Source organism: Sporosarcina sp. Y1009, assembly GCF_057669865.1.
Genome location: NZ_JBYHFO010000001.1, coordinates 13,023 through 38,972, shown reverse-complemented (window position 1 = coordinate 38,972; position 25,950 = coordinate 13,023). Strand labels below are relative to the sequence as shown.

Below are 25,950 nucleotides of genomic sequence, written 5' to 3'. Positions count from 1 at the left end.
TAAGGGGAATGGTCAAATGGGTAAAGAGAAAAGCGGGGTCCTTTTGGCTGTTTTCGCCTATATAATATGGGGTATATTGCCCTTGTATTGGAAAAGTATTGATAATGTACCAAGTGCGGAGATCTTAGTCAGTCGTGTTGTGTGGGCTTTCCTATCAACGCTACTCCTCATTTTACTTTTGAAAAACGGTCGCGACTTACTCGAAGATATAAAAAACTTATGGAAGTCTCAAATCAATTTTTGGTTGCTTTTTCTTGCCTCACTCTTAATTTCAGGAAATTGGTTCCTATACATATGGGCGGTTAATAACGGATATATTGTTCAAGCAAGCCTAGGGTACTATATAAATCCATTGATTTCAGTTTTACTTGGGGTCTTTTTCTTGAAAGAGAAGCTGTCACAAGCTCAAAAAGTGGCATTTGTTCTTGCTATGATTGGTGTTCTAATCCTTACCACCTCGTATGGACAATTTCCATGGCTTTCTTTCGTGCTCGCAATTAGTTTTGCTGTTTATGGGCTTCTAAAGAAACAAATTAAATTAGACGCATTGCGTGGGCTTACGATTGAAACGTTCTTTATTATGCCAATTGCTTTGGGTTATTATATTTGGTTATTCGTAGACAACCAAGCAGTTTTTCTACATGCTGATGTAAAAACGGATACGTTACTCATCTTTACAGGTGTAGCAACTGCACTTCCACTCGTGTTATTTGCGAAAGGTGCCCAAAGAATCCCTTTATACATGATTGGGTTCCTTCAATTTATAGCGCCAACGATGATGTTATTTCTTGGCGTCATTGTTTATAAAGAAAGTTTTGGTATGATTGATTTCCTATCATTTATCTTCATTTGGATCGGGTTAATCATGTTTACCTATTCAAAAGTTTACGACGTGTTAAAGACAAGAAAAGCCGCCACATAATAGGAGTGGCGGCTTTTCGTTATCATTATAAATGGATGCGTTGCACTTTTTCCCAGAAGGAATTATCTTTTAACTTTACTGTTTTAATTATTTTAGAACTTAATTCAATGGCCACATTTTCGACCTTCCGAATCCCGAGTGCTTCATTATCTGCTGCCATAAGTGGGAAATCATTGCCATCTTGGTGAACACGTAATTTCAAATTTCGGTCTCCACTTAAAATAAATGAGGTTCCAAGTGTTCGGTATTTGTTATTATTCACTGAAGCGAGTTCAGTCACTTGATAACAATTTAATAATGGGTCCACGACTGCACCATTGACAGATTTATTATAGGCTGTACTCCCAGTTGGTGTTGAAATAATAAGACCATCACCTAGAAAAGTTTCGAAGTGTTTATCATCAATCACAACATCTAGGACAAATGTCCGAATGATGTTAGAACGAATACTAAATTCATTAAGACAATAAAATGGACGATGTTCGTCAATCGTCACTTCGATAAGTGGATATCGTCTAACTTCAAGTTTTGAATTGCGGAAAGCCAGTGTCATCTCATGCAGATTATTGTAGTTGAAATCACAATACAAGCTATGTTTACCACTCGTTAAAATACCTGCATACAAGCAGTCTTGTCGAAATCCAGTTTTACGTACGGCTTGCAGAAAAGAACCATCACTGCCAATACTGATAATAATATTTGCAGTAGTAAAATCATCGGTTATAGTAAAACCTTCATGCGCAAGAGCATCTTCTACCATTGATTTTTTATTGCGCGAATCTTTATCGTGTTTACTATAAATATAAGTATTCATTCTATTCGTCAACTTGTACAACTCCTTTTGTTTACGCTATGATTATTTTAACATGGATTGAAACATTTTGGCGTATATACACGTATAGAATAGTTGAATTAAAGGGAGGAAATTAAAATGACAACAAAACGATGGGTTGCAATCATCGTCGCATCAGTACTTTTATTCGTTTCGATCGGCATTAACACATTATCGTATATTTTCACGAGGGATGTATCGGGACTCTTTGAGGAATTGACTGCGCCGTCTTCAGCAGGCTATGGTCAACTGGTTATTGAGGAAGGTGGTAGAGATCAGATCGCCGTTCTGTCATTGGATGGTGTTATTCAAGACACTGGGAACGCATCGCCGTTCTTTATGGATGGCTACAATCACCAATTCTTTATGAATCAATTATTCGAAATCAATGAAGACCCTTCAATTAAAGGCGTGGTCCTGAAAGTGAACTCGCCAGGTGGTGGGGTTGTCGAATCAGCTGAAATTTATGATGCCATTCGTACAATCCAAGAAAATCGTGAAATTCCTGTTTATGTTTCAATGGGCGGTATGGCTGCTTCCGGTGGCTATTACGTAGCTGCACCCGCAAATAAAATATTTGTGAATCAAGAAACGATTACTGGTTCAATCGGCGTCATCATGGAGAGCGTGAACTATGCAGGGCTTGCCGAGAAATACGGGATTGAATTTAATACAATTAAAACGGGACCTTATAAAGACATAATGAGCGGTTCCCGTAAAATGACTGCCGATGAACATGAAATGCTTCAAGAAATGATTAACGACTCTTATGAACGATTTGTAGACATTATCGCAGAGGGTCGCGAGATGAGTGTAGCAGATGTAAAAAAAGTTGCAGATGGCCGAATCATGAATGGTCGTCAAGCAATTGAGAACGGACTAGCGGATGATTACGGCAAAGCCGGTGATGCTATTGCTGCTATGCAAGAAGATCATGGTCTTGAAAAAGCAACTGTTTTTGAGTACACGATGAATGATAGCTGGGGTTCACTTTTCGGCCTAAAAGCAAAATCTTTCTTTGGTGGTAATCTAGAATCAGAACTAATTGGGAAATTATTGTCTGATTATAATGCGCCGAGAATGATGTACTTATATGGTGAAAAATAAGGAGGGATTAACATGTCGGAACGAAGTGAGTTTGAACCAACTCCGGTTGCTGAAGGATCGGAAAAGTCCCCGTTAATCCCAATGAATGAAATTGCACCGGAAAAAGAATTATTTGTGGAAAATACGAATTATCAACCTAAATTAGCTGGATTTTGGTCAAGGTTTTGGGCTTACACGATTGATCTCATCGTGCTATACGCCATTAATGGGATTTTTATAAAACCAATCTTTAGAGTACTTGATCTTCCTATAGAAAATCCATCTTTTTTGTTCTTCACAACCTATAAAGCAACAATACTCATTGTGCTACTTCTATACTTTGCATTAATGACAAAGTATTTGCAGCAAACTGTTGGGAAGATCATCATGGGACTTAGAGTTGTAACAAAAGATGATGCTAAACTTACTTGGAGTACAATTATCTTCCGTGAAGTTGTTGGAAGGTTTATATCGAAAGTTTTGGTCATTCCCTATTTGCTAGTGGCATTTACGCCAAATAAAGAAGCACTACATGACATCTTTGCAGATACACATGTGATTCATGAAAATGCCTTCGAGAAAAGTTATTTACCAAAATTCATAAAAAATAGTAGCGAAAAGTTGCATGACGGGACAGTCATTTAGTAAGATAAATGGAGAAAGGGAGGCGTTTATTAATGGTTACATTTAACAACGATCCTGTTACATTGGTTGGAAAACAAATTTCAGTAGGTGATCAAGCACCGGATTTTACTGTATTGTCAACCGATTTGAATTCAGTATCACTTTCGGACTCCAAAGGTAAAGTTCGACTCATAAGTGTTGTTCCATCAATTGATACTGGCGTGTGTGCTAAACAAACAAGAAAATTTAATGAGGAAGCATCATCGCTCGGAGATGACGTAAGTATACTGACCATTTCAGTAGACCTACCATTTGCTCAAAAACGTTGGTGCGGCGCAGAAGGAATTGAGGCAGTACAAATGCTTTCCGATCACCGTGATTTTTCATTTGGTGAAGCATACGGTGTTGGTATCGAAGAACTTAGGCTATTAGCACGTTCTATCTTCGTAGTCGATAAAAATGATAAAGTAACATACGTTGAATACGTATCTGAAGTTACAAATCATCCAGATTATGAGAAAGCATTAGAGGCCGTTAAAGCCGCTACAAAATAATTAATGAGCCCACTCGGAAACGGGTGGGTTTTCTAAGTAGAGGGATTATAAATGACAAATACAGAACGTATCTTTACGTTTCTAGATCAGTACGCTCAAAAAGCCGACATGATTTATTTAGAAGCAATTATTGAAGCTTGTAACAAATGGATAGAAGGCAGCCAGAAGCCGGATTTGACAAAAACAGTTTTAGAAGAAGAAATACGTCGCGGTATTCAATTAGCTGTGTTAAAAGGTATGAAAGAAAATGTTCAAGCAAATCACCAAATGACACCTGATTCAATTGGATTATTAATCGGGCATATTGTGAATAAGCTTGCTGGTGATAAAGAAACGATCACTTTGCTCGACCCAGCTGTTGGAACAGGAAACTTACTGTTCTCAGTGATGAATTCTGTAGATAATCAAGTTGTTGCAAGTGCAGTTGAAATTGATGAATTGCTTGTGAGGCTTTCTGCAGTTGTTGCGGAACTACTCGAACATCGAGTCATCTACTTAGTTCAGGATGCCCTACGTCCGCTTTTAATCGATCCAGTTGATATCACAATTAGTGATTTACCAGTCGGTTATTACCCAGATGATGATAATGCTTTGAACTTTGAGTTAATGGCTGAAGAAGGACATGCTTTTGCACATCATTTGTTCATAGAACAGTCCATGAATCATACAAAACCTGGAGGATATGGCATATTTGTTATTCCTGCAAATCTTTTTGAATCTGAACAAGCCGCGAAACTACATCCATTTTTAAAACAAAAAGCTATTATTCGGGCAGTTATTCAATTGCCAGCAACTATGTTTAAAAATGTTGTCCACGAGAAGAGCATTTTAATTCTTCAGAAACCATTTTTAGAACAACAGCCAGTAACCGATGTTTTGTTGGCGCAAGTGCCTAACATGACGAACAAAAATGCTATGGCAAGCTTTTTACAAGATATTGATGAATGGGCTGAAAAAGGATAACCTAAAAAGGCAGACACAATAAAGGAGGCGTTCTTATGCCGATTATTCTAGCGATTAATGCTGGTAGTTCATCTTTAAAATTTCAACTTTTAGACATGCCATCTGAAGTGGTAACGGCAAAGGGGCAGATTGATCGAATTGGTATGACAGATTCCACGCTTACACTTAAATCCAGTGTTATGAAAAAAGAGATGGAACAACCCATTGAGAATCATTCAGTGGCAGTTAGCTTACTGTTAGATGTACTGATTAAAGAGGGAATTGTGAAGTCATTTGCCGAGATTGATGGAGTCGGACATCGTGTTGTGCATGGTGGCGAAGTATTTAGCGATTCAGTTTTAATAACCGATGAAGTTCTAGAAAAACTTGAAACGTTGTCCCATTTAGCGCCGCTACATAATCCTGCAAATTTAATTGGGATTAAAGAATTCAAGAAAGCTTTACCACATATACCTGCAGTTGCAATATTTGATACTGCATTTCATCAAACTATGCCAGAAAGTTCTTTTCTCTACCCGTTACCAGAAGAGTATTATAAAGAATATGGTATTCGTAAATATGGATTCCATGGAACGAGTCATAAATATGTCACCGAACGTGCAGCTGAAATGTTAAATCGCCCACTTGAAACGACTAGATTAATATCCTGTCATCTTGGAAACGGTGCAAGTATTGCTGCGGTTTTAGGTGGAAAATCATTAGATACCTCAATGGGGTTTACACCATTAGCAGGTGTAACAATGGGTACGCGTTCAGGGAATATTGACCCTGCATTAATTCCTTATATTATGGAACAAACGGGAAAGTCGGTAGAAGACGTACTGAACATATTAAATAAAGAATCTGGAATGCTTGCTTTGTCAGGTTTTTCTAGTGATCTTCGCGATATCGAAATTGAAGCCTCCAAAGGCAATCAACGTGCACAGCTTGCGCTTGATGTTTTCGCTGACCGCATTCACAAATATATCGGATCTTATGCAGCACGCATGGGCGGAGTCGATGCGATTATCTTTACAGCAGGTATCGGTGAAAACTCTGATGTTATCCGTGAAAAAGTACTGGGTGGTCTAGAGTTCATGGGTGTCTACTGCGACCCAGATTTGAATAATATTCGCGGAGAAGAAGTCTATATTAGCCACCCTTATTCTCCGGTCAAAGTATTAGTCATTCCAACCAACGAAGAAGTAATGCTCGCGCGTGATACGATGCGTGTTGCAGGGTTGTAAATAAGATAGAAAAAGGTATGGAAAAAGGTGATTACGCCCTTTTCCATACCTTTATTTTTAAAGTTCCTCTTCAGGTGTACGAATTACAAGTACATCACAATTTGCGGAACGAACAATATTTTCTGAAACACTACCGATTAAAAATCTCTCAACTGCATTTAAACCTGTAGCACCACAAATGATTAAATCTGCATGCACTTTTTTTGCTAAGTCTTTTGAAATCATTGTTTTTGGTGAACCGTACTCTACGAGGATATTTACGTTTTCCAAGCCAGTGGCCAAAGCTTTCACTTTATATTCATCGAGTAACTCACTTGCGAAAGAATGTGCGCGTTCTGCAATGGAACGGTCATAGGCTTCCACAGCTGCATAAGAACGTGTGTCTATAATATTAACTAGGTTCAGCGTAGCATTATTTCTACCTGCAATTGCGACAGATTTTTTAAAAGCCCACTCAGATTCTTTTGAACCGTCAACTGCGACAATTATTTGGTTGTATTGTAATGTCATCACTAACTCCTCCATTCTCTTGTTCTATGTATACCTTCTATATCGAGTTATAAAACCCCTTTTATTATTCGGGAAATTAATGCAAAAAGTTACAACTTCGTGAACGAATTGAACTACCACCACTTAGCTAAGGCTTGAAGTGGTGGATTCCTGAGATTACAGACCTATTGGTCTATTGTTTATCAGGCTAACCCCGCAGTACCTGCGGTTAGTCGCAATACTTCGTTGCGAATGTTTACTGCTGCATTCAAGTCTCGGTCGTGATGAAAATCGCAAGAAGGACAAATCCATTTGCGGAGATTGGTGTTTTTTACGTCTTCGTGCTTATGCCCGCAATTCGAACAAAGCTGACTGCTCGCGTAATACCTGTCGACAGCTACAACCTTCTTACCGTACCATTCAGCTTTATAAGTCAACATGCTTTTAAAGATGGACCAGGACACTTCCTGAATCCCTTTAGCATAATGCTTATCCTTAAGCATAGTAGACACCGCTAAATCCTCAATACCAATTAAGTCGTGGTTTTTGACCAATACGGTAGAGAGTTTATGCAAGTAGTCTGTGCGCATATTGACCATTCGTTCGTAAATTCGAGCCACTTTACGGCGTTGTTTTTGATAATTTTTTGCTTCAGACAACTTTCGCTTTTGCTTGACCGCTAGATGCATTCGTCTTGAAAGAATACGTTGTTCCTTTTGAAGCTTTCTTTCTATCTGTTTTAGGAATCTCGGATTCTCGTAGAAGGTTTCGTCGGACACCGTTGCAAAAGTAGTTAACCCCATGTCAATACCAACGACAGAATCTGTCTTATCGAAATGCTGTACGGTTGTTTCAGCAAGCAAAGAGACAAAATACTTACCACTAGGTGTTCTTTTAACCGTCGCATTAATCAGGCGACCGTCAATCTCTTGGCTATTCGCAAAGCGAATCCAACCAAGCTTCGGGAGTTTAAGTCGATTGCCCTTGATACTGACATGCGGAAGCTGATTATTCTTTTCAATGTTTGTTCTGTAAGATTGAAGATTATTCTTTTTGCTTTTAAAACGAGGTGGTTGGTTTTGCTTTTTAAAGAAACGGTCAAAGCTCTCTGCGAGATCCTTTAGGGAAGACTGCAAAGCGTGAGCGTCAACCTCTTTCAACCATTCGAATTCTTTTTTTAACAGCGTTGCTTGACTAGAACATTTTGAATAAGAGAGGCCTTTGCCTGTTGTTTGATACGCCTTGTTCCATGAAGCTAGAAAGTAATTGAAAACAAAACGACTGCAACCAATTGTTTTTGCAATGAGGACTTCTTGCTTTTTACTTGGATACAATCTAAATTCAAACCCTTTATGTATAACAGGCATGTCAATGACCTCCTTTTCTTATGTTTCTGTGGTTTTTTGTTTTTGAATATAGTCGCGAACGACTTCGATTGTCGCCCCACCTGTTGTTAGTAGACAGAATCCTTTTGACCAGAAGTATTCTTTCCATAGTTCTTGCTTAACCTTTGGGAAGTCTTTCTTAATCATGCGAGAGCTGGCACTTTTGTATGCGTTTAGAAACTTAGACAACTCTGTTTTAGGATGCGTTTTAAATAACACATGAATATGATCCAGTTCGTGATTCCATTCCATAAGGGTGATATGATATTTCTTCCCAAGAGAAACAAACATCTCTTTTGCGTAATCCGAAATCTCATTATTTAATACTTTTCTGCGGTATTTAATAACCAAAACCAAGTGATAATTCAAGCTGAACACTGAATGGTTATTACTGTCTAACTTTATAATGAGACCAGCCCCTTTAACTACTTATGACTGATTATATTACACCGAAGAATAAGAAACAACAAAATGGTTGCTTCGCAAGTCAAAATTCACCCATCCACTTATCAAGTGCGGATTGAAGTGGAGGTACTCTTTTGACTAAGACTGATAGATTTTAATTAATCTTGGCTAAAATCGATTTAAACAAGCATTCATAAATAGTATCTGTTAAAATAAATAGCAGTCGTCCTTAAGCTTATCATCAATTACTGTTTGAATTTTCAAGGGAGGGTATAATTATGCGTATTGGTGTTCCAAAAGAAATATTAAATAATGAAAACCGTGTTGCAATGACGCCTGCCGGTGTTTTTACATTGATAACAGCAGGGCATGAAGTATTCATTGAAACGAATGCAGGCCTTGGGTCTAGTTTTACAGATAAAGATTATCTTGAAGCGGGCGCAACGATTGTTAACACTGCAAAAGAAGCGTGGGATACAGATATGGTTATGAAGGTTAAAGAACCGAAAAAGTCCGAGTTCGATTTTTTACGAGAAGGACAAATTATATTTACGTATTTTCACCTTGCACAAGAATCTGAATTGACAAAAGTACTACTTGAGAAAAAAGTAACAGGAATTGCCTATGAAACCGTGCAACTTCCAAATAATACCTTGCCGTTACTTGCACCGATGAGTGAAGTTGCGGGTAGAATGGCGACTCAAATCGGTTCGCAATTTCTGCAGAAAACAAATGGTGGAAAAGGTATTCTACTCGGTGGAATTCCAGGTGTCTCCCGTGCCAAAGTAACAATTATTGGTGGGGGAATGGCAGGTACAACTGCTGCGCGAGTTGCGATTGGTATGGGTGCCCAGGTAACTGTTATCGATCTGTCAACTGAGCGACTTCGACAGCTAGAGGAGTTGTTTGGAAATGTTGTTCAAACACTTGTTTCAAATCCATATACAATTGCAGAAGCTGTGAAAGAAGCGGATCTCGTTATCGGAGCAGTTTTGATCCCCGGTGCACGTGCACCAAAGCTGGTAACTGAAGAAATGGTTAAATCTATGAGTCCAGGTTCAGTCCTTGTCGATATTGCAATTGACCAAGGCGGCATATTTGAAACATCTGATCGGATTACGACACATGATGAACCGACATATGTTAAACACGGAGTAGTCCACTATGCCGTGGCGAATATGCCTGGTGCTGTCCCAAGAACTGCAACACTCGGATTGACAAACAACACAATCCCATACGCCCTGCAAATTGCGAATAAAGGCGTAAGACAAGCTTGTCTAGATAATCTGGCGCTACAAAAAGGTTTAAACACCTATAATGGCTATATTACTTTTAAAGCAGTAGCAGAAGCACAAGATCTTGAATATGTTCCAGCAGAATCATTGTTAAACCAATAACCAAAGGCTGCCATAAACCGGCAGCCTTTTAATTTAACTGAAAGTACAAAAAAAGTACTTGAATAATAATACATTCAAGTACTTTGTGAATTTTGATTTTCATTCTTAAGGGTTAATAATTTTCAGCTCTTTTGGAAATTTAGTAAGTACTTCTACGCCGTCTGCAGTTACTACGACGTCATCTTCAATACGAACACCTGTGACATCTTGTTTGTAGATTCCTGGTTCAATCGTAAAGACCATACCTTCTTCAAGCGCCATCTCATTTGTACCTGTGATTGAAGGGTACTCATGAACGGAAATACCGAGACCATGGCCGATTCGGTGTGTAAAGTACTCGCCGTAACCCGCATCATCAATAATCGTTCGAGCCGCATCATCGATTTCTTTAGCTTTAATGCCTGGACGAACCAGGTCAACCGCAGCTTGTTCAGCTTTTCGAACTGTCTCATAAATTTCTCGTTGTGCTTCGGTCGGCACACCGAATGACACAGTTCTTGTAATATCTGAACAATAGCCATTGTAAACAACACCGAGATCGAACAATATGAAATCACCTTTTTGGATTTTACGATCTCCTGGAACCCCGTGTGGCGAAGCAGTTTTGGGGCCAGATAGTACCATCGTTTCAAAAGACATATTTTGAACGCCTTTTTTCTTCATCTCAAATTCGATCGCCATTAAGATTTCAAGCTCTGTTTTGCCTTCTGCAATTTCATTACAGCCAACTTCGATTGCATAATCCGCTAATTCTGCAGCGATCCGCAAGTTTGCAAGTTCTTCTTCGTTTTTAATCACTCTCATGCGATTTAATTTTTCATCAAGTCGGTGAAAAGTAGCGCCTTTGAATAATTCACTCATACGTTCTAATCGTTCAACTGTTAAATGTGATTTCTCGATTGCGACAGATGTAAGTGTTTTCCCACGTGCTTCAACTGTTTTCAATACAACATCCCATGCGTCCTCAGTGTCAACATGACCAACGATTTCGTGAGTCCAGCCAGCCGCTTTAACGTCAGGGACTTCCATTAAAGGACAAATTAGAAATGGTTCAGCATCTTTAAACAGCATGACTCCGAGTAATCTTTCATGCGGATTGCTGGAAAAACCAGAAGTATAAAAAACATTATCTGGTGTTGTGATAAATGCAGCATCAATTGATTGTTCTTGTAAAAAATCTTGTATTTCAGATACTTTTGTCAAAATTATAGCCTCCTTAAATTCTAGACTAATCATAACAAAAAAGAGGTTTTTACGACAATGTATCGAATTGGAAATAGGAGAAAGAATTAATGGAGGTAAATTAAATGCAAATTTCATATCACGGACATTCAATTGTCAAAATTAAAACAGGTGACGTAATAATTTTAATCGATCCATTTATAAATGGAAATAAGTTAACGGATCTTGTTGTTGAAAATGAGAAACCTGACGTTATTTTACTTACACACGGTCATAATGACCATGTCGGAGACACTGTTGAAATCGCTAAGGCGAATGATGCGCTTGTCGTAGCACCGAATGAGCTATCAATTTACTTAGGTCTACAAGGTGTTCGGACGCACGGGATGAATATAGGAGGTGCGAAAAAGTTTGATTTCGGAAAGGTTAAATTTACTCAGGCGTTTCATAGTTCGTCCTACCAAACAGAAGATAACGAATTCATTTATACAGGAATGCCTGCAGGGATTTTATTCACTGCTGAAGGAAAAACAATTTACCATGCGGGGGATACAGCGATCTTTGGTGATATGGAAATGATCGGTAAACGCCACCCGATTGATGTAGCATTTTTACCAATAGGGGACAATTTCACAATGGGACCGGAAGATGCAGCTTGTGCGGTTGAATTATTAAATCCAAAGTTGACAATACCTGTTCACTTTAATACGTTTCCACCAATCGAACAGGATCCGGAAGTCTTTAAAGCACTTGTTGAAAAACATGAAGTGAAAATAATGGCAGCAGGGGAGGTCATTGATCTCTAGGTATTGGTCCGGCTATGATTATATAGTAGCCGGGTCATTTTTTTTATTGTTTGTGGTAGAATAGACAGTAGCTACCCTTAAAGAAAAGGTGAAGAAATGTCGACTAAACATGAACTGATACTTAGTTATATAAAAAATCTGTCTGTTGGGGAAAAAATTTCTGTCCGTCAAGTGGCAAAGGAATTATCCGTTAGTGATGGAACAGCTTATCGAGCGATTAAAGAGGCAGAAAACCGTAAGTTAGTGAATACAATTGAACGTGTTGGCACGATTCGAATCGAAAAGAAAAAAAGAGAAAGTATCGAACGTTTAACTTTTGCAGAAGTGCTAAACATTGTAGATGGACAAGTACTGGGTGGTCGCACAGGTTTACACAAAACGCTTACTAAATTCGTCATAGGTGCCATGCAATTGGGGGATATGATGCGGTACATTGATGCTGGGAGTCTCCTGATTGTTGGAAATCGAGCGAAAGCCCATGAAATTGCATTACAGGCTGGGGCTGCAGTGCTAATAACCGGTGGATTTGATGCGTCAGACGAAGTTAAAAAAATAGCAGATGAATTGGAACTTCCCGTTATCTCTTCAAGTTATGATTCGTTTACGGTTGCAACAATGCTGAACCGAGCAATTTATGATCAAATGATAGAAAAAGAAATCCTGCTAGCTGTAGATATTCTGACGCCATTATCTAAAACTGTCGTCTTGTCGGTTAAAGATACCGTGAAGGACTTTAATGAACACAATAAAAAGTCTGGGCATTTAGGGTACCCTGTGACTAATCTTCGTGGTAAATTAGTTGGTATTGTTACTTCTAGAGATATCATTGGAAGAACTGATGTTGAAAAAATTGAAAAAGTAATGACGCATAATCCAATTACAGTTACAGAAAACACAAGTGTCGCAGCGGCAGCGCATAGTATGATTTGGGAAGGGATTGACCTATTACCTGTTGTGAATGACGCAGGGGAGTTTATAGGAATTGTATCGCGTGAAGACGTTTTAAGGTCATTTCAAACGGCACAGCGGCAACCTCACCAAGGCGAAACAATCGATGACATTGTAAAAAAACAAATTAAAGTGATTAAAGGTGACGTACCGGCTATTGAATTTACAGTCATTCCTCAATTGACAAACCAGTTTGGTGCTTTATCAAATGGGGCGATGATGACTCTCTTAACAGAAGCTGGAAATCAAGCGATAAAAATGCAAAAACGGGGCGAAGGGATTGCAGAGAATATCTCTTTATATTTTATTCACCCAATTCAACTCGGAACAGTGGTACGTGTAAATCCGAGAATCCTTCAGATGAGTCGTCGATTTGTTAAAGTTGACTTTGATGTATTTGCTGACGATGAACTAGTTGCGAAAGCAATGGTCATGTACCAATTATTTGAACGGTAAATTTAAAAATAAAAAAACTAATGCATAGTTTCTGCATTAGTATGTGTAATTATAATGGATTTATTTCTGCTTCTTCCAAAACGAACTTCTTATAGTGTGCGTATGCACGATAATTGATAATCAGTACATATAGACCAAGCGCGATGAAGATAACAGCAACAATATAATTGACAAGTTTATCAAATAAGACAACTTGGTTTAAGCCGAAAAATAATAGCAGTCCGCCCAGAGAGGCACCAGCCATGCTCGCATACATTTTCTTTCGAATTGGATGCATACTAGAGGTGCGGAATTGTTTTGTTTTAAAATATAGATAATAGACAATAGAAACAGTAATTAAAAAAACTAATATGTAGTTTAACATAGTAAGCCTGCCTTCCGTAACTAACAAAATGACTTCTTTTCTATTGTATCGACTTTTGGAATGGAATGCGACTGGAATACAAATTGCTCGGAGGAATTTAAGATGAAAAGACAAATCATTGACACAATTGAAAAGTACGACAAAATTATTATTCACCGCCATATCCGGCCAGATCCTGATGCGTATGGATCTCAAATTGGTTTGAAAGAACTTATTTTAGAAAACTACCCGGGTAAAGAGGTATATGCAGCAGGAGAACATGAAGAATCATTAAGTTATTTAGGGATACCAGATACTGTCACTAAATCTCTGTATGAAAATGCGCTAGTAATTGTTACAGATACTGGAAACACTGCAAGAATTGATGGGGAGCATTATGCAGAAGGTGCACGGTTGATGAAAATTGATCATCATCCAGATGTAGATCCTTATGGTGATGTTAAATGGGTGGACACAAGCGCGAGCTCTACGTCAGAAATGATAATGGCCTTATTTGAGTATGGACAGAAAGAGAAAGAATGGACATTACCAGTGGCTTCAGCTCGTTTACTTTTCGCAGGAATTGTAGGCGACACCGGTCGTTTTATGTTCCCTAGTGCCACAGTCGAAACATTTTCTAGGGCAAGCGAACTGATAAAATATGATTTTGATCGTGAGGAACTTTTTGCTGGGATGTACGAAGTTGATCGTAAAATACTTTATTTACAAGGATATATTTACCAAAACTTTCAAATTGATGAAAATGGTGCAGCTTTTGTTAAGCTTGATAGCGCAACGTTGGCGCATTTTAATATTACACCGATAGAAACATCACAACTCGGTGGTGCTCTAGGAGAAGTAAAAGGAATTCGTGCATGGGCAATATTCATCGAAGAAGACCAACAAATACGGGTAAGATTACGCTCTAAAGGTCCGATTATTAATACCCTTGCAGCAGAATTTCACGGTGGAGGGCATCCACTTGCTTCAGGTGCTATGGTCTTTTCATGGGAAGAAGCCGATGTTTTGATCGGAAAACTACAACAATTATGTCGATGAAAAATTGAGCGGAGGGAAATCTGTGACACTTGTCTATCCGCAATTAGTAACGGGTGCAGACCTATTAAGAGGAATTATTAAGTTAAACGAACTAGCCCCACTACTGAAAAGTAGAGGGGCTACAATTGCGTCTATCGTCAATTCAAAACTATATGGCGTACGGACATTTTCTAAAGTTTTAAAACGCCATGGAATTCAGCCAGTCATTGGATTGTCTGTCAAATTGAATCTCGACGTAGATCGGAATGTTTTATTGTATATTTACGCGCAAAACGAAGTAGGCTACCATAATTTGATGAAGATTAGTAGTGCTGTTTCTATTGGTGAAGCTGACGCTCTACCGTTACAGTGGCTAAAAGCATATGGTGGTGGTTGCGGTATTGTTTGTCCTATGACAGATGCTTCATGGGAAGGCTCGCGTAATAGTGATGACATTCGCTTAATCATGGAGAAGTGCAGCGACTCTACCGTGTTTATAGGGGTTTCACGGCCAGGGGGTAAAATTCATGCCGACGAGGATGACATTGAACGGATTGCCGAAGCAGCAGCTATATCTATTACAGCGGTATATGAAGCGCGGTTTATTCAGCCGGAAGATTCATTTACTTATGAAGTAGCAACGGCCATACGATCTGGCGAAAAAATGAGTGATATTGTCGGCCAGAAGGAAAATGACCACAAATTGGCTTATATGCCTACAGAAGTCGAGCTTGTACAATGGTTCGCTGGGAAAGAACATTGGTTACATAATACAGCGTCATTTCTGCAATCTTGCAGTGTAGAAGTAAAAACTGGAGAATCACTTATGCCTGTCTTTCCAGTTCCAACAGATCAGAACTCAGTTGAGTATTTACGCGAGCATTGCATGGCTGGTTTATCGACTCGACTCAATCATATTGATAAAACCTATCAAGCAAGACTCGATTATGAATTGTCTATTATTAGAGAAATGGGTTTTACTGATTACTTTTTAATTGTTGAAGATTTTATAAGATTCTCGGCTGAAAACCATATTTTAACTGGACCGGGTCGGGGATCTTCTGCTGGTTCACTTGTAGCGTTCGCACTTAAAATCACGGATGTAGATCCAGTTCAATATGGACTTATTTTTGAACGATTTTTAAACCCAGAAAGAAAATCGATGCCTGATATCGATATCGATTTTGCAGATAATCGTCGAATGGAAGTCATCCATTATGTCGCTGAAAAATACGGGAAAAACTATGTTTCGCAAATTATAACTTTTGGAACACTGTCCGCAAGAGCAGCTGCTCGAAACGTCGCACGTGTTTTCGGTTTTTCGACAGAGGAAATGGCTTATGTATCCAGTTTGATTCCAAATCGCTCGAAAATCACGCTCGAAAAAGCTTTTGACGAATCAGTAAAACTACGAGATTGGATCGCGATGGATTTATTTCGCAGAAAATGGTTTGATGCGGCGATTGCTTTAGAAGGGCTTCCGCGTAATTCATCAACGCACGCTGCTGGTATCGTCCTGTCACCAAAACCTCTTGTTGAAACAGTACCTCTTCAAGAAGGTGGGGATGGTATCTATCTTACCCAGTGGCCGATGGGGGATGTTGAGGAACAAGGACTATTAAAAATGGATTTCCTCGGGTTACGCAATCTAACATTGTTGGATCGAATTAGAAGACTAATCCAACAAGACAAACGTATCCGAATTGATTTTGAAAAGATTCCACTCGATGATCAAAAAACTTTTGAGGTGTTTAAAAGAGGAGACACGACGGGGGTTTTCCAATTTGAATCAGACGGTATGCGAGACACATTAAAACTCATTCAACCAAATCGTTTCGAAGATATTTTTGCAATTAACGCACTCTATAGACCGGGTCCGATGGATAACATTCCGTTGTACAATCGGCGGAAAGATAATCAAGAAAAAATCACATATATCCATCCATCACTCGAAGCAATTTTAAAAGAAACATATGGAATTATTGTCTATCAGGAACAAATTATGCAAATTGCAGTAGAGTTTGCAGGCTACACAATGGGAGAAGCGGATCTTTTACGAAGGGCAATTAGCAAGAAAGATCGTGAAGTATTGCAACAAGAGGGTAGTAAATTCACCCGAAGTGCGATGAAACAAGGAATACCCGAACAAGATGCAGCCTCAATCTATGAGTTAATCGTAAAGTTTGCCGATTATGGCTTCCCTAAAAGCCATGCTGTAGCTTATTCGCTTATTTCTTATCGACTGGCATTTTTAAAAGCAAATGAACCCGCTTACTTTTATGCAGCTCTTTTATCATCATTAATTGGTAGTAACGAAAAAATTGTTGATTTAATAGAAGAAGCTAAAATATATGGAATTCAAATATTGGCCCCCTCAATCAAAAAAAGTGACTATTATTTTTCGGTTGAAAATGGAGCCGTTCGAATGGGTCTTGGCTCAATTCGAGGAATTACGCATAACTTTTATATGGCCTTAAAGGATGTGCGTAAAAATGCTCGTAAGTGGCAATCGATGTTTGATGTCGCGGCGAGTCTTGGGAGCGATATTTTCACAGAGAAAGTTATCAGCCCCCTCATCAAAGCTGGCGCTTTTGATGAGTTCGGAGAAACGAGATCTACACTATTAGCTTCGATTGACGCAGCAATTTCCCATGCAATGTTTATAGGACCAAATGATGGTGATGATCTTCTAACAGCAATTATTCCCTCAATTGCTAGCCCGAAATATACGACGGGCGGCAATATGCCACGAATGGTCATGTTGGAATTTGAACGTGAAGTACTTGGTTTCTATCTATCCGAACATCCTGCAACACAATACAAGAAAAACGATCAGGGTGAATACGTAAATGCCATTTCAATAGCCACTAGACAGGATAGGGATTACGTTACGGTAATAGGATTGATAACAGAAATTAAGCGGATACGGACGAAAAAAGGAGAAGCGATGGCATTTGTTTCTGTTCAAGATGAAACCTCAACGATTTCTTGTACCTTTTTTCCGCGAAATTATGCCGAGTCAAGCTCGATGTTGACAGAAATGGCTATGATTCGAGTCGAAGGAACTGTGGAACACAGAAGAGGAAAGCCACAAATTCTTGTTCAAAAAACAGAAAAATTATAACGGTATTTATTGTTGAACAGTAAGCTCAAAGTGTTTCTCGGAAAAGAGCGAATTCTCATATTTAACTTTGACTTTACGTTCAGCATTCTTTTCTGTATGCTTAAAGACAGCAGTGGTCTGACCACCGAATTTGTTACTTCCAAAGGAGCACTGAATTGGAAAGTCAAAAAACAACATCAAAAATGTATTTAGATATCGTTCGTGAAATACGTAATATTATTAGGAATGAAGGAATAAAAACTGGCGGTAAACTACCTTCTGAAAGAGTTTTAGCTGAGCGATTAGAAGTTGGAAGATCGAGTATCCGAGAAGCACTTCGCAGTTTGGAACTTCTTGGCTTGATTGAAACTAGGCGAGGTGAAGGAACTTTCCTCGCTGATTTTCAAAAACATCAATTTGTTGAAGTGCTTGCTGATTTCATTATGCAACAACCAGATTCAGTCATTGATGTGCATCAGACAAGAAGAATTCATGAAATAAGCGCGATAAAAGAAGTGAGTAGAAGTCCTGAATTAAGAGATTTGCCTGTTTGGGAAAGCCTTCTCGTGAAAATTGAAGTGAATGGTGAAATATTTCGAGAAGATGTCATACGTGAAATAATTATCGCTACAGAAAATCGATTATCATTGAAAATATGGTTTCTATTAAAGCAATACAGCATGGTTCGATTCGATGATATGACAAATGGAATGGAAAACCCATTGGTTAGAGATTTACTTCAAGCAGTCCGCTTAGGAAATGTCGGCGCGGCGCTAACAGCATATGAGAAATGGATTGATATAGTTGAAAGAGAAAGCAGGGAAAAAAGTCATGATTCGTGATATGTTTAAAAGAAATCGTAAGCAAAATGAATCTCCAATTCCTTCTGGGCCAATTAAAAATGACGTTCCTGAGGGAATTATGACAAAATGTCCAGAATGCAAAAAGAATACATTGACGAAAGAACTTATACATGCACTTAAAGTTTGTCCAAACTGTGACCATCATTTTAGAATGACAGCCAGAGAACGAATAGATATTCTTTTTGACGATGGTAGCTTTGTGTCAATTGATGATCACTTAACGACGAAAAATCCACTGAACTTTCCAGCTTATACCGAAAAAGTTGAGGAAGATGCTAAAAAGACTGGATTAAATGAAGCTGTGCTCACAGGGACAGGGAAGATTTGCGGTCGTGAAGTAGCTGTTGCGATTATGGATTCACATTTTAGAATGGGATCCATGGGTTCTGTTGTTGGCGAAAAAATAACACGTGCAATTGAAACGGCAACTGAGAAGGAAATTCCAATGTTAATTTTCACAGCTAGCGGTGGTGCTAGAATGCAAGAAGGGGTGCTTTCCCTTATGCAAATGGCGAAAACTAGCGTTGCTTTGAATCGTCATTCAAAGCAAGGTTTATTGTATATTTCAATCATGACATATCCAACAACTGGTGGTGTATCTGCTAGTTTTGCATCTGTTGGTGATATCAATATTGCAGAACCTAAAGCACTTATCGGATTTGCAGGACGACGCGTAATTGAGCAAACAGTCCGAGAGAAATTGCCTGTTGACTTTCAAACAGCAGAATTTTTACTAGACCATGGCCAGTTAGATGCGGTCGTTCATAGAGCAACTATGAAGGATGTCTTATCAAATATTATAAAACTTCACAGAAAGGAGGCTAACTAAATTGGGGAAAACATTATCATTTGAAGAACCTATCGTTAGGCTCCGTGAAAAGATTGGTGAACTAGAACAATTTACAATTGATTCAGAAGTGAATTTATCTGAAGAGATTGAAACCTTAAAAATACGTTTGAAAAACCTTGAAGCAGATATTTATGGTAATATGGAAGCTTGGGATCGTGTACAGGTCGCAAGGCACCCACAACGTCCTACAACATTGGATTATATCGAACAACTTTTCCAAGATTTTATTCAATTGCATGGAGATCGTAATTATGGGGATGATGAAGCTATTGTTGGTGGTATTGCTTCGTTTGATGATCGTCCAATTACTGTCATTGGCCATCAAAGAGGGAAAGACACGAAAGAAAACGTTCGCCGAAACTTTGGGATGCCACACCCAGAAGGTTATCGCAAAGCACTCCGTCTAATGAAACAAGCTGAAAAATTCAATCGACCAATTATTTGTTTTATAGATACGAAAGGGGCATACCCTGGAAAAGCGGCAGAAGAACGTGGACAAAGTGAGGCAATTGCACGGAATCTAGTCGAAATGGCTGGATTAACTGTACCTGTGATTTCAATTGTTATCGGTGAAGGCGGAAGTGGCGGTGCATTAGCACTTGGTGTTGCAAACCACATTCACATGTTAGAGCACTCGACCTATTCTGTCATTTCTCCTGAAGGAGCGGCTTCTATCTTATGGAAAGATTCCAGTTTATCGAAACAGGCTGCTGAAGCCATGAAGATTACGGCACCGGATTTAAAAGAAATGGACATTATTGATGAAATTATTCCTGAAATTCTAGGCGGCGCACATCGTGATTTGAAAGAGCAATCTGAATTCATTGGTACTGTCCTGCGAGCTTCCTTAGAAACATTGTCCTCGTTAGATATTGAAGATATTGTTACACATCGGTATGAAAAGTTTCGTAAAATTGGTATATTTGGAGAGTAGTTTATTTTAAGCAAGTATGAAGTTTTTATGATATTCGACTGTTTATTTTATTCGAATTGGAGTGACGTTTATGAAGAAAATTGCTGTTTTGACAAGTGGTGGTGATGCACCTGGCATGAACGCGGCAGTTCGTGCAGTTGTTAGAAAATCTATTTACGAAGGTATTGAGGTTGCTGGCGTTTATAATGGCTATCAAGGCTTGATAGAGGGTAAGATTGAGAACATGGAATTGGGTTCAGTGGGAGACATCATTCAACGTGGAGGAACGATGTTGCGCTCTGCTAGAAGTCCTGAATTCCTTACTGTTGAAGGACGAAAGAAAGCATTGGGCCAAATTCAAAAGCATGGGATTGAAGGACTCGTTATTATTGGTGGCGATGGTTCTTTCAGAGGTGCTTTCGAATTGATAAAGCTTGGAGTCCCTTGTGTTTGTGTGCCTGCAACAATCGACAATGATATAAAAGGTACTGACTTTACAATTGGTTTCGATACAGCGCTTAACACCGTCATCGAAGCTATTGATAAAATTAGAGACACAGCTTCATCGCATGAACGTACTTTTATTATTGAAGTAATGGGGCGCGATGCAGGAGATTTAGCGCTTTGGGCAGGACTTGCCGGTGGTGCTGAAACGATTCTAATTCCAGAGGAAAGTTATGACCTTGAAGAAATCGTTGATCGCTTGGCAAGTGGAACCGGTCGAGGTAAAAAGCATAGTATTATTATTGTTGCAGAAGGTGTTATGTCAGCACATGAGCTAGGAAAAAAGTTGACAGAGACAGCTGACATCGATTTTCGTTATTCAGTACTTGGACATATTCAACGCGGTGGTTCACCGTCTGCTAGAGATCGCGTCATTGCAAGTCAATTCGGCGCAAGAGCAGTGGAGGTTTTACTTAAAGGCGACAGCGGCAAGGCAGTAGGCTTGCAGAAGCATCAAGTAGTGGACTATGAATTAGAAGATGTTTTTGATGCAGAGAGTAAAGCAGATATGTTGATGTATAAATTATCTCAGGAACTTTCAATATAATAAGAAGAACATACTGTAATTAATTTATTGATAAAGGGAGAAAAAATACATGAGAAAAACGAAAATTGTTTGTACGATTGGCCCGGCAAGTGAGTCACCAGAAATGCTAGAGGAATTGATAGACGCAGGGATGAACGTTGCAAGATTAAACTTCTCTCACGGAGATCATGAAGAACACAAAGTACGCATTGATAGAATTAATGAAGCAGCAAGAAAAAAAGGGAAAATTGTCGGTATTTTACTTGATACAAGAGGCCCTGAAATTCGCACGCATTCTATGAAAGATGGTCGCGTCGACCTTGTAACTGGACAACATATTAGTATTTCTATGAAGGAAGTAGAGGGTACTAGCGATGTGTTTTCAGTTACATACGATAAGCTTATTGAAGATATTGAGGTTGGTTCGACAATTCTTTTAGATGATGGGTTAATTCAACTTGAAGTTGTTGAGATAGACGAAGAAAATGGATTGATTAAAACACTGGTCATTAACTCCGGTGCGCTGAAAAATAAAAAAGGCGTTAATATTCCAGGCGTTCAAGTTCAGCTTCCAGGCATGACTGAAAAAGATGCGAATGATATATTATTCGGCATTAAAGAAGGTGTCGATTTTATCGCTGCATCCTTTGTTCGTCGTGCTGCAGATGTTATGGAAATTCGTAGTCTGCTCGAAGCAAATGGTGGAGAAGAATTACAAATCATCCCGAAAATTGAAAACGGTGAAGGCGTCGAGAACATTGATGAAATCATCTTAGTATCTGATGGGTTAATGGTTGCTCGTGGCGACTTAGGTGTTGAAATACCTTCTGAAGAAGTACCACTCATTCAAAAAAGATTGATTGAAAAATGTAATCAAGCAGGTAAACCAGTCATTACAGCAACGCAAATGCTAGACTCCATGCAACATAACCCACGTCCAACACGTGCGGAAGCAAGTGATGTTGCGAATGCTATATTGGATGGTTCAGACGCAATTATGTTATCGGGTGAAACTGCAGCAGGATTATATCCAGTGGAATCAGTGAAAACAATGGTTAAGATTGCACTTCATACTGAGGATGCTGTCGATTATCGTTCCCTGGTTTCAACGCGTCGAAGAGAAAAGCAAGGTAATATGACTGAAGCAATTGGTCAATCCGCGGCGTACACGGCTATCAATCTGAATGTTAAAGCTGTACTCGCACCAACACGTAGCGGTCATACTGCGAAAATGATCGCAAAATATCGTCCAGGCTGCCCAGTTATTGCTATGACAACATCTGAGAAAAACTCTAGAAAACTTTCTCTTGTATGGGGAATATACCCGATTGTAGGGAAAGACGTAAATTCAATTGATGAAATTCTACAAGAATCTGTTGAAGAAAGCGTTAAACATGAATATGTTTCTCATGGTGATGTTGTAATCATCACTGCAGGCGTTCCTGTAGGCGAAGTTGGGACAACTAATCTAATGAAAATACATGTAATTGGTGATTTATTGGCACGCGGACAAGGTATTGGACGAACTGTTGCGAAAGGTCGCGCAATCGTGGTGAAAAATGCTGCAGAAGCTTTGTTACACGATACAGAAGGCGCAATCATTGTAACAACAGGATCTGATCGTGAAATGATGCCAGCAATTGAGAAGTGTGCGGGTCTTATCACAGAAGAAAGTGGATTGACAAGTCATGCAGCAATTGTAGGGCTAAGTCTTGGAATCCCAGTTATTGTTGGCGTTGAAGATGCGACGACTGTTATCGAACATGGTCATGACCTAACAATGGATGCTGAATCTGGCACAATCTACAGTGGTCACGCAAGCGTACTTTAAAAAAATCATGGCTGCTTCCGAATCTTCGGTAAGCAGCTTTTTTTAGGAGGTTTTTGTATTTTGAAATGGCTAATACTTATGTTTATCATTATTCCGACAGCTGAATTGGCACTTCTCATCTATTCAGGAAATACCCTTGGCTTGTTTCCAACTATTGGACTTATTTTAGCCACAGGAATCGGCGGTGCTTATTTAGCGAAAACTCAAGGGGTAAGAGCCTGGCATGAGATGAGACGAAGAATGGAAGTTATGGAGACGCCAGGTGATGCATTAATCGATAGTGTTTGTATTCTTTTTGGTGGTATTCTGCTAATAATCCCAGGTTTCATCACTGATGCAGTAGGACTTCTTTTATTGTTTAAAGGGCCAAGAAACTTAATCAGACCATTTATCATACGTTGGATAGCAAGAAAAATGAAAAGTGGTCGAATTGTTATTCGTTGAACAATGGATGTTGTTTAATTTTGTAAGCGGCAAATAAAAGAAATGGCGATAATAATATACCAGCAAACCCAAATAAGTAAACGGTACATGCCATTATTAAAAATGCATGGACGGGTTTTAATTGGAATTTAGATGCCCACATATAGGATTCTGTAAATTGTCTAATTGTAATTGTAAAGATATAGAGGAGTAACAGGGATATACCGACAAATAAATTTCCAGAGTGAATGAAAAAAACAATCATTGGGACTAAAAAGATTCCAATACCTAAGAAGGGTAAACCATCGACAAGAGAAATCAGGAATGCGATGCCAAAAGGTGAATTGAATTTTAAGATGGAAAAGCCAATTGATAATATGATAAATGTTAAAAAAATTAGCCGAGCTTCTACAGAAACAAAAGTCCCGATTACTTTACTTGCTTCTGAAAGTGATTTTTTCGCTTGCTTCCGCATTTCTACTGGGAAATAGACGAGAAACCAAAAACGATTTTTCCCAGATTCACGTAAGGCGAAAAAGAACGCAATAAGGAAAATGAAGAAACTGACAAGTCGTTGAAATAAATTTTGAATAAACATTAAGGTGTATTCAAGAATTGCATGTCCATATTGCACAATTTTCTCTTCAAAAAAAGCTAATGCTTTACTGATAATATCTGTATTCGCAGTAAAAGGTGAAAGATGCCGTTCCACGGCAGGAACTAGGTCCATTATGCCAGTAATGCCAACATAGACGAATGTGCCAGTTAAAAAGAAGAGCAGACAAATTACGAAAATTGTAGATATGGTTAGCGGAATCTTGGTGAGTGAATGGACTGCATTAAGAAGTGGCGCAGTGAAATAGGCAAGTATAACTGCAATAGCGACGGGTGGAAACGTAATAATAACAATAATTGTTAAAATGATCGGCAACCATTTTATCACAATAGTTTTAATGATTTTTTGGTTATTTTTTTGTACTTTCATCGTCGACTCCTTTTACTATTTATTAGAAAAATAAGCGTTTTCATTCACAATACTGTCAAAGTTGATTATAATGATATCTGTAAGCAAAAATATGATGTAGAAATAGAAAGGCCACTACACCGCTTTTTTACTGATTTTGCGAAGTATGGCCCTATAAACAAAAGGAGCGATTTACATGACATCAACCAAGGGATTAGAAGGAGTCGTCGCAACACAATCTGCCATCAGTTCAATTATTGATGATACTCTTACATATGTCGGCTATGACATTGACGACCTCGCTGAAAATGCCAGTTTTGAAGAAGTTATCTATCTTCTTTGGCATCAGAGATTACCAAAAGAGGACGAGCTTGCTGAACTTAAACAGCAACTTATTTCAAATATGACTGTTCCTCAAGAAGTTTTTGATCATTTTAAAATGTATCCAATTGAGAATGTACATCCAATGACTGCATTACGTACTGCAGTATCTCTTCTCGGATTATACGATGAAAAATCAGAAGATATGTCCGACGAAGCTAATTATGAAAAAGCAATTAAGATTCAAGCAAAAATCAGCACATTGGTAACAGCATTTGGCCGTATTCGTAAAGGATTAGAGCCGGTTGCACCTAAAGCAGAATTAGGCTATGCAGCAAACTTTTTATACATGCTATCAGGAACAGATCCTGAGGAGATTGAAGTAGAAGCTTTCGATAAAGCTCTGGTGCTCCATGCAGACCATGAATTGAATGCATCTACATTTACTGCACGAGTTTGTGTAGCAACACTTTCTGATATGTATTCAGGTGTTACTGCAGCAATTAGTGCTCTTAAAGGCCCATTACACGGTGGTGCTAATGAGCAAGTTATGAAAATGCTAAGTGAAATTGGTTCTGTTGATAATGCAGAATCTTATATTAAAGAAAAACTTGCAAACAAAGAAAAGATTATGGGATTCGGCCATCGCGTTTATCGTAAAGGTGATCCACGTGCGAAACATTTACGTGAAATGTCCAAAAAACTTACAGCATTACGCGGTGAAGAAAAATGGTATGAGATGTCTGTGAAGGTTGAAGAAGTCTTTACTGCAGAAAAGAATCTACCACCTAACGTAGATTTCTATTCAGCATCAGTCTATCATTCCTTAGGAATCGATCATGATTTGTTTACACCAGTATTTGCTGTTTCACGCGCATCCGGATGGATTGCACATATTCGTGAGCAGTATGCAAACAACCGCTTAATCCGTCCACGTGCAGATTATATCGGACCGGGTATGCAAAAGTATGTTCCAATTAACGAACGCTAATATGA

The 25,950-nt window shown here is 38.8% G+C and carries 25 protein-coding genes; 18 read left to right on the top strand and 7 right to left on the bottom strand.

Annotated features, from left to right (window positions below; genetic code table 11):
* Positions 1–16 precede the first annotated feature (16 nt).
* Positions 17–922 carry an EamA family transporter RarD gene (gene rarD, locus AC25Y1_RS00180; protein WP_488145915.1) on the top strand — a complete coding sequence of 302 codons (906 nt, stop codon included), beginning with the start codon at positions 17–19 and terminating at the stop codon, positions 920–922.
* A gap of 25 nt (positions 923–947) precedes the next feature.
* Here rarD and AC25Y1_RS00175 read toward each other — a convergent pair whose 3' ends face one another.
* Positions 948–1,748 (bottom strand): NAD kinase, encoded by an 801-nt coding sequence (locus tag AC25Y1_RS00175; protein WP_488145914.1) that lies wholly within the window; start codon positions 1,746–1,748, stop codon positions 948–950.
* Positions 1,749–1,853: 105 nt separating this feature from the next.
* Here AC25Y1_RS00175 and sppA point away from each other — a divergent pair, with 105 nt between their 5' ends.
* From sppA to AC25Y1_RS00150, 5 genes are read left to right on the top strand one after another with little or no spacing between them, the layout of a single operon-like run.
* Positions 1,854–2,861 (top strand): signal peptide peptidase SppA, encoded by a 1,008-nt coding sequence (gene sppA, locus AC25Y1_RS00170; protein ID WP_488145913.1) that lies wholly within the window; start codon positions 1,854–1,856, stop codon positions 2,859–2,861.
* Positions 2,862–2,873: 12 nt separating this feature from the next.
* On the top strand, positions 2,874–3,485 hold the full coding sequence (locus AC25Y1_RS00165) for an RDD family protein (protein ID WP_488145912.1): 612 nt from the start codon (positions 2,874–2,876) through the stop codon (positions 3,483–3,485).
* 32 nt (positions 3,486–3,517) lie between these two features.
* Positions 3,518–4,018 carry a thiol peroxidase gene (tpx, locus tag AC25Y1_RS00160; protein WP_488145911.1) on the top strand — a complete coding sequence of 167 codons (501 nt, stop codon included), beginning with the start codon at positions 3,518–3,520 and terminating at the stop codon, positions 4,016–4,018.
* Positions 4,019–4,069: 51 nt separating this feature from the next.
* Positions 4,070–4,981 carry a class I SAM-dependent methyltransferase gene (locus AC25Y1_RS00155; RefSeq protein WP_488145910.1) on the top strand — a complete coding sequence of 304 codons (912 nt, stop codon included), beginning with the start codon at positions 4,070–4,072 and terminating at the stop codon, positions 4,979–4,981.
* A gap of 35 nt (positions 4,982–5,016) precedes the next feature.
* On the top strand, positions 5,017–6,207 hold the full coding sequence (locus AC25Y1_RS00150; protein WP_488145909.1) for an acetate kinase: 1,191 nt from the start codon (positions 5,017–5,019) through the stop codon (positions 6,205–6,207).
* A 57-nt stretch (positions 6,208–6,264) separates the two neighbouring features.
* Here the strand turns inward: AC25Y1_RS00150 and AC25Y1_RS00145 are convergent, their stop codons facing one another.
* From AC25Y1_RS00145 to tnpA, 3 genes are all read right to left on the bottom strand, one after another.
* Complete coding sequence (locus tag AC25Y1_RS00145) at positions 6,265–6,717, bottom strand: universal stress protein (protein ID WP_488145908.1); 453 nt, start codon at positions 6,715–6,717, stop codon at positions 6,265–6,267.
* A 182-nt stretch (positions 6,718–6,899) separates the two neighbouring features.
* Positions 6,900–8,063 (bottom strand): IS200/IS605 family element RNA-guided endonuclease TnpB, encoded by a 1,164-nt coding sequence (tnpB, locus tag AC25Y1_RS00140; RefSeq protein WP_488145907.1) that lies wholly within the window; start codon positions 8,061–8,063, stop codon positions 6,900–6,902.
* A gap of 18 nt (positions 8,064–8,081) precedes the next feature.
* Positions 8,082–8,486 carry an IS200/IS605 family transposase gene (gene tnpA / locus AC25Y1_RS00135; protein WP_488146367.1) on the bottom strand — a complete coding sequence of 135 codons (405 nt, stop codon included), beginning with the start codon at positions 8,484–8,486 and terminating at the stop codon, positions 8,082–8,084.
* A gap of 278 nt (positions 8,487–8,764) precedes the next feature.
* Here tnpA and ald point away from each other — a divergent pair, with 278 nt between their 5' ends.
* A complete protein-coding gene (gene ald / locus AC25Y1_RS00130) occupies positions 8,765–9,883 on the top strand; it encodes an alanine dehydrogenase (protein ID WP_488145906.1) in 1,119 nt (372 codons plus the stop codon).
* Between the two features lie 105 nt (positions 9,884–9,988).
* On the opposite strand, the gene AC25Y1_RS00125 is transcribed toward ald, so the two are convergent.
* Entirely contained in the window at positions 9,989–11,086 is a 1,098-nt protein-coding gene (locus tag AC25Y1_RS00125; protein WP_488145905.1) for a M24 family metallopeptidase, read from the bottom strand.
* A 104-nt stretch (positions 11,087–11,190) separates the two neighbouring features.
* On the opposite strand from AC25Y1_RS00125, the gene AC25Y1_RS00120 reads away from it, so the two are divergent.
* The gene (locus tag AC25Y1_RS00120; protein WP_488145904.1) at positions 11,191–11,871 is read left to right on the top strand and encodes a metal-dependent hydrolase; all 681 of its coding nucleotides are present in this window, start codon (positions 11,191–11,193) and stop codon (positions 11,869–11,871) included.
* A 96-nt stretch (positions 11,872–11,967) separates the two neighbouring features.
* Positions 11,968–13,275 (top strand): DRTGG domain-containing protein, encoded by a 1,308-nt coding sequence (locus AC25Y1_RS00115; RefSeq protein WP_488145903.1) that lies wholly within the window; start codon positions 11,968–11,970, stop codon positions 13,273–13,275.
* A gap of 49 nt (positions 13,276–13,324) precedes the next feature.
* Here AC25Y1_RS00115 and AC25Y1_RS00110 read toward each other — a convergent pair whose 3' ends face one another.
* Positions 13,325–13,639, bottom strand: coding sequence for a YtpI family protein (locus AC25Y1_RS00110; protein ID WP_488145902.1), 315 nt, complete (start codon positions 13,637–13,639; stop codon positions 13,325–13,327).
* Positions 13,640–13,741: 102 nt separating this feature from the next.
* Between AC25Y1_RS00110 and AC25Y1_RS00105 the strand changes: the two genes are divergently transcribed.
* The 8 genes from AC25Y1_RS00105 (at position 13,742) to AC25Y1_RS00070 (ending at position 23,690) form a co-directional block, all read left to right on the top strand.
* A complete protein-coding gene (locus AC25Y1_RS00105; RefSeq protein ID WP_488145901.1) occupies positions 13,742–14,677 on the top strand; it encodes a DHH family phosphoesterase in 936 nt (311 codons plus the stop codon).
* A 22-nt stretch (positions 14,678–14,699) separates the two neighbouring features.
* Positions 14,700–17,780 (top strand): DNA polymerase III subunit alpha, encoded by a 3,081-nt coding sequence (locus AC25Y1_RS00100; protein WP_488145900.1) that lies wholly within the window; start codon positions 14,700–14,702, stop codon positions 17,778–17,780.
* A 155-nt stretch (positions 17,781–17,935) separates the two neighbouring features.
* Positions 17,936–18,601: a FadR/GntR family transcriptional regulator gene (locus AC25Y1_RS00095; RefSeq protein ID WP_488145899.1), complete on the top strand. Its 666-nt coding sequence runs from the start codon at positions 17,936–17,938 to the stop codon at positions 18,599–18,601.
* A complete protein-coding gene (gene accD, locus AC25Y1_RS00090) occupies positions 18,591–19,451 on the top strand; it encodes an acetyl-CoA carboxylase, carboxyltransferase subunit beta (RefSeq protein WP_488146366.1) in 861 nt (286 codons plus the stop codon). The genes AC25Y1_RS00095 and accD overlap by 11 nt, the downstream gene beginning before the upstream one ends.
* Before the next feature lies 1 nt (position 19,452).
* Positions 19,453–20,406, top strand: a complete 954-nt coding sequence (gene accA / locus AC25Y1_RS00085; protein ID WP_488145898.1) for an acetyl-CoA carboxylase carboxyl transferase subunit alpha — start codon at positions 19,453–19,455, stop codon at positions 20,404–20,406.
* Between the two features lie 70 nt (positions 20,407–20,476).
* The gene (gene pfkA / locus AC25Y1_RS00080; RefSeq protein ID WP_488145897.1) at positions 20,477–21,436 is read left to right on the top strand and encodes a 6-phosphofructokinase; all 960 of its coding nucleotides are present in this window, start codon (positions 20,477–20,479) and stop codon (positions 21,434–21,436) included.
* A 49-nt stretch (positions 21,437–21,485) separates the two neighbouring features.
* Positions 21,486–23,246, top strand: a complete 1,761-nt coding sequence (gene pyk / locus AC25Y1_RS00075) for a pyruvate kinase (RefSeq protein ID WP_488145896.1) — start codon at positions 21,486–21,488, stop codon at positions 23,244–23,246.
* A 60-nt stretch (positions 23,247–23,306) separates the two neighbouring features.
* Positions 23,307–23,690: an FxsA family protein gene (locus tag AC25Y1_RS00070; protein ID WP_488145895.1), complete on the top strand. Its 384-nt coding sequence runs from the start codon at positions 23,307–23,309 to the stop codon at positions 23,688–23,690.
* Here AC25Y1_RS00070 and AC25Y1_RS00065 read toward each other — a convergent pair.
* Entirely contained in the window at positions 23,680–24,654 is a 975-nt protein-coding gene (locus AC25Y1_RS00065) for an AI-2E family transporter (protein ID WP_488145894.1), read from the bottom strand. The genes AC25Y1_RS00070 and AC25Y1_RS00065 overlap by 11 nt on opposite strands.
* Positions 24,655–24,829: 175 nt before the next feature.
* Between AC25Y1_RS00065 and citZ the strand changes: the two genes are divergently transcribed.
* Positions 24,830–25,945, top strand: a complete 1,116-nt coding sequence (gene citZ, locus AC25Y1_RS00060; protein WP_488145893.1) for a citrate synthase — start codon at positions 24,830–24,832, stop codon at positions 25,943–25,945.
* Positions 25,946–25,950: the final 5 nt, after the last annotated feature.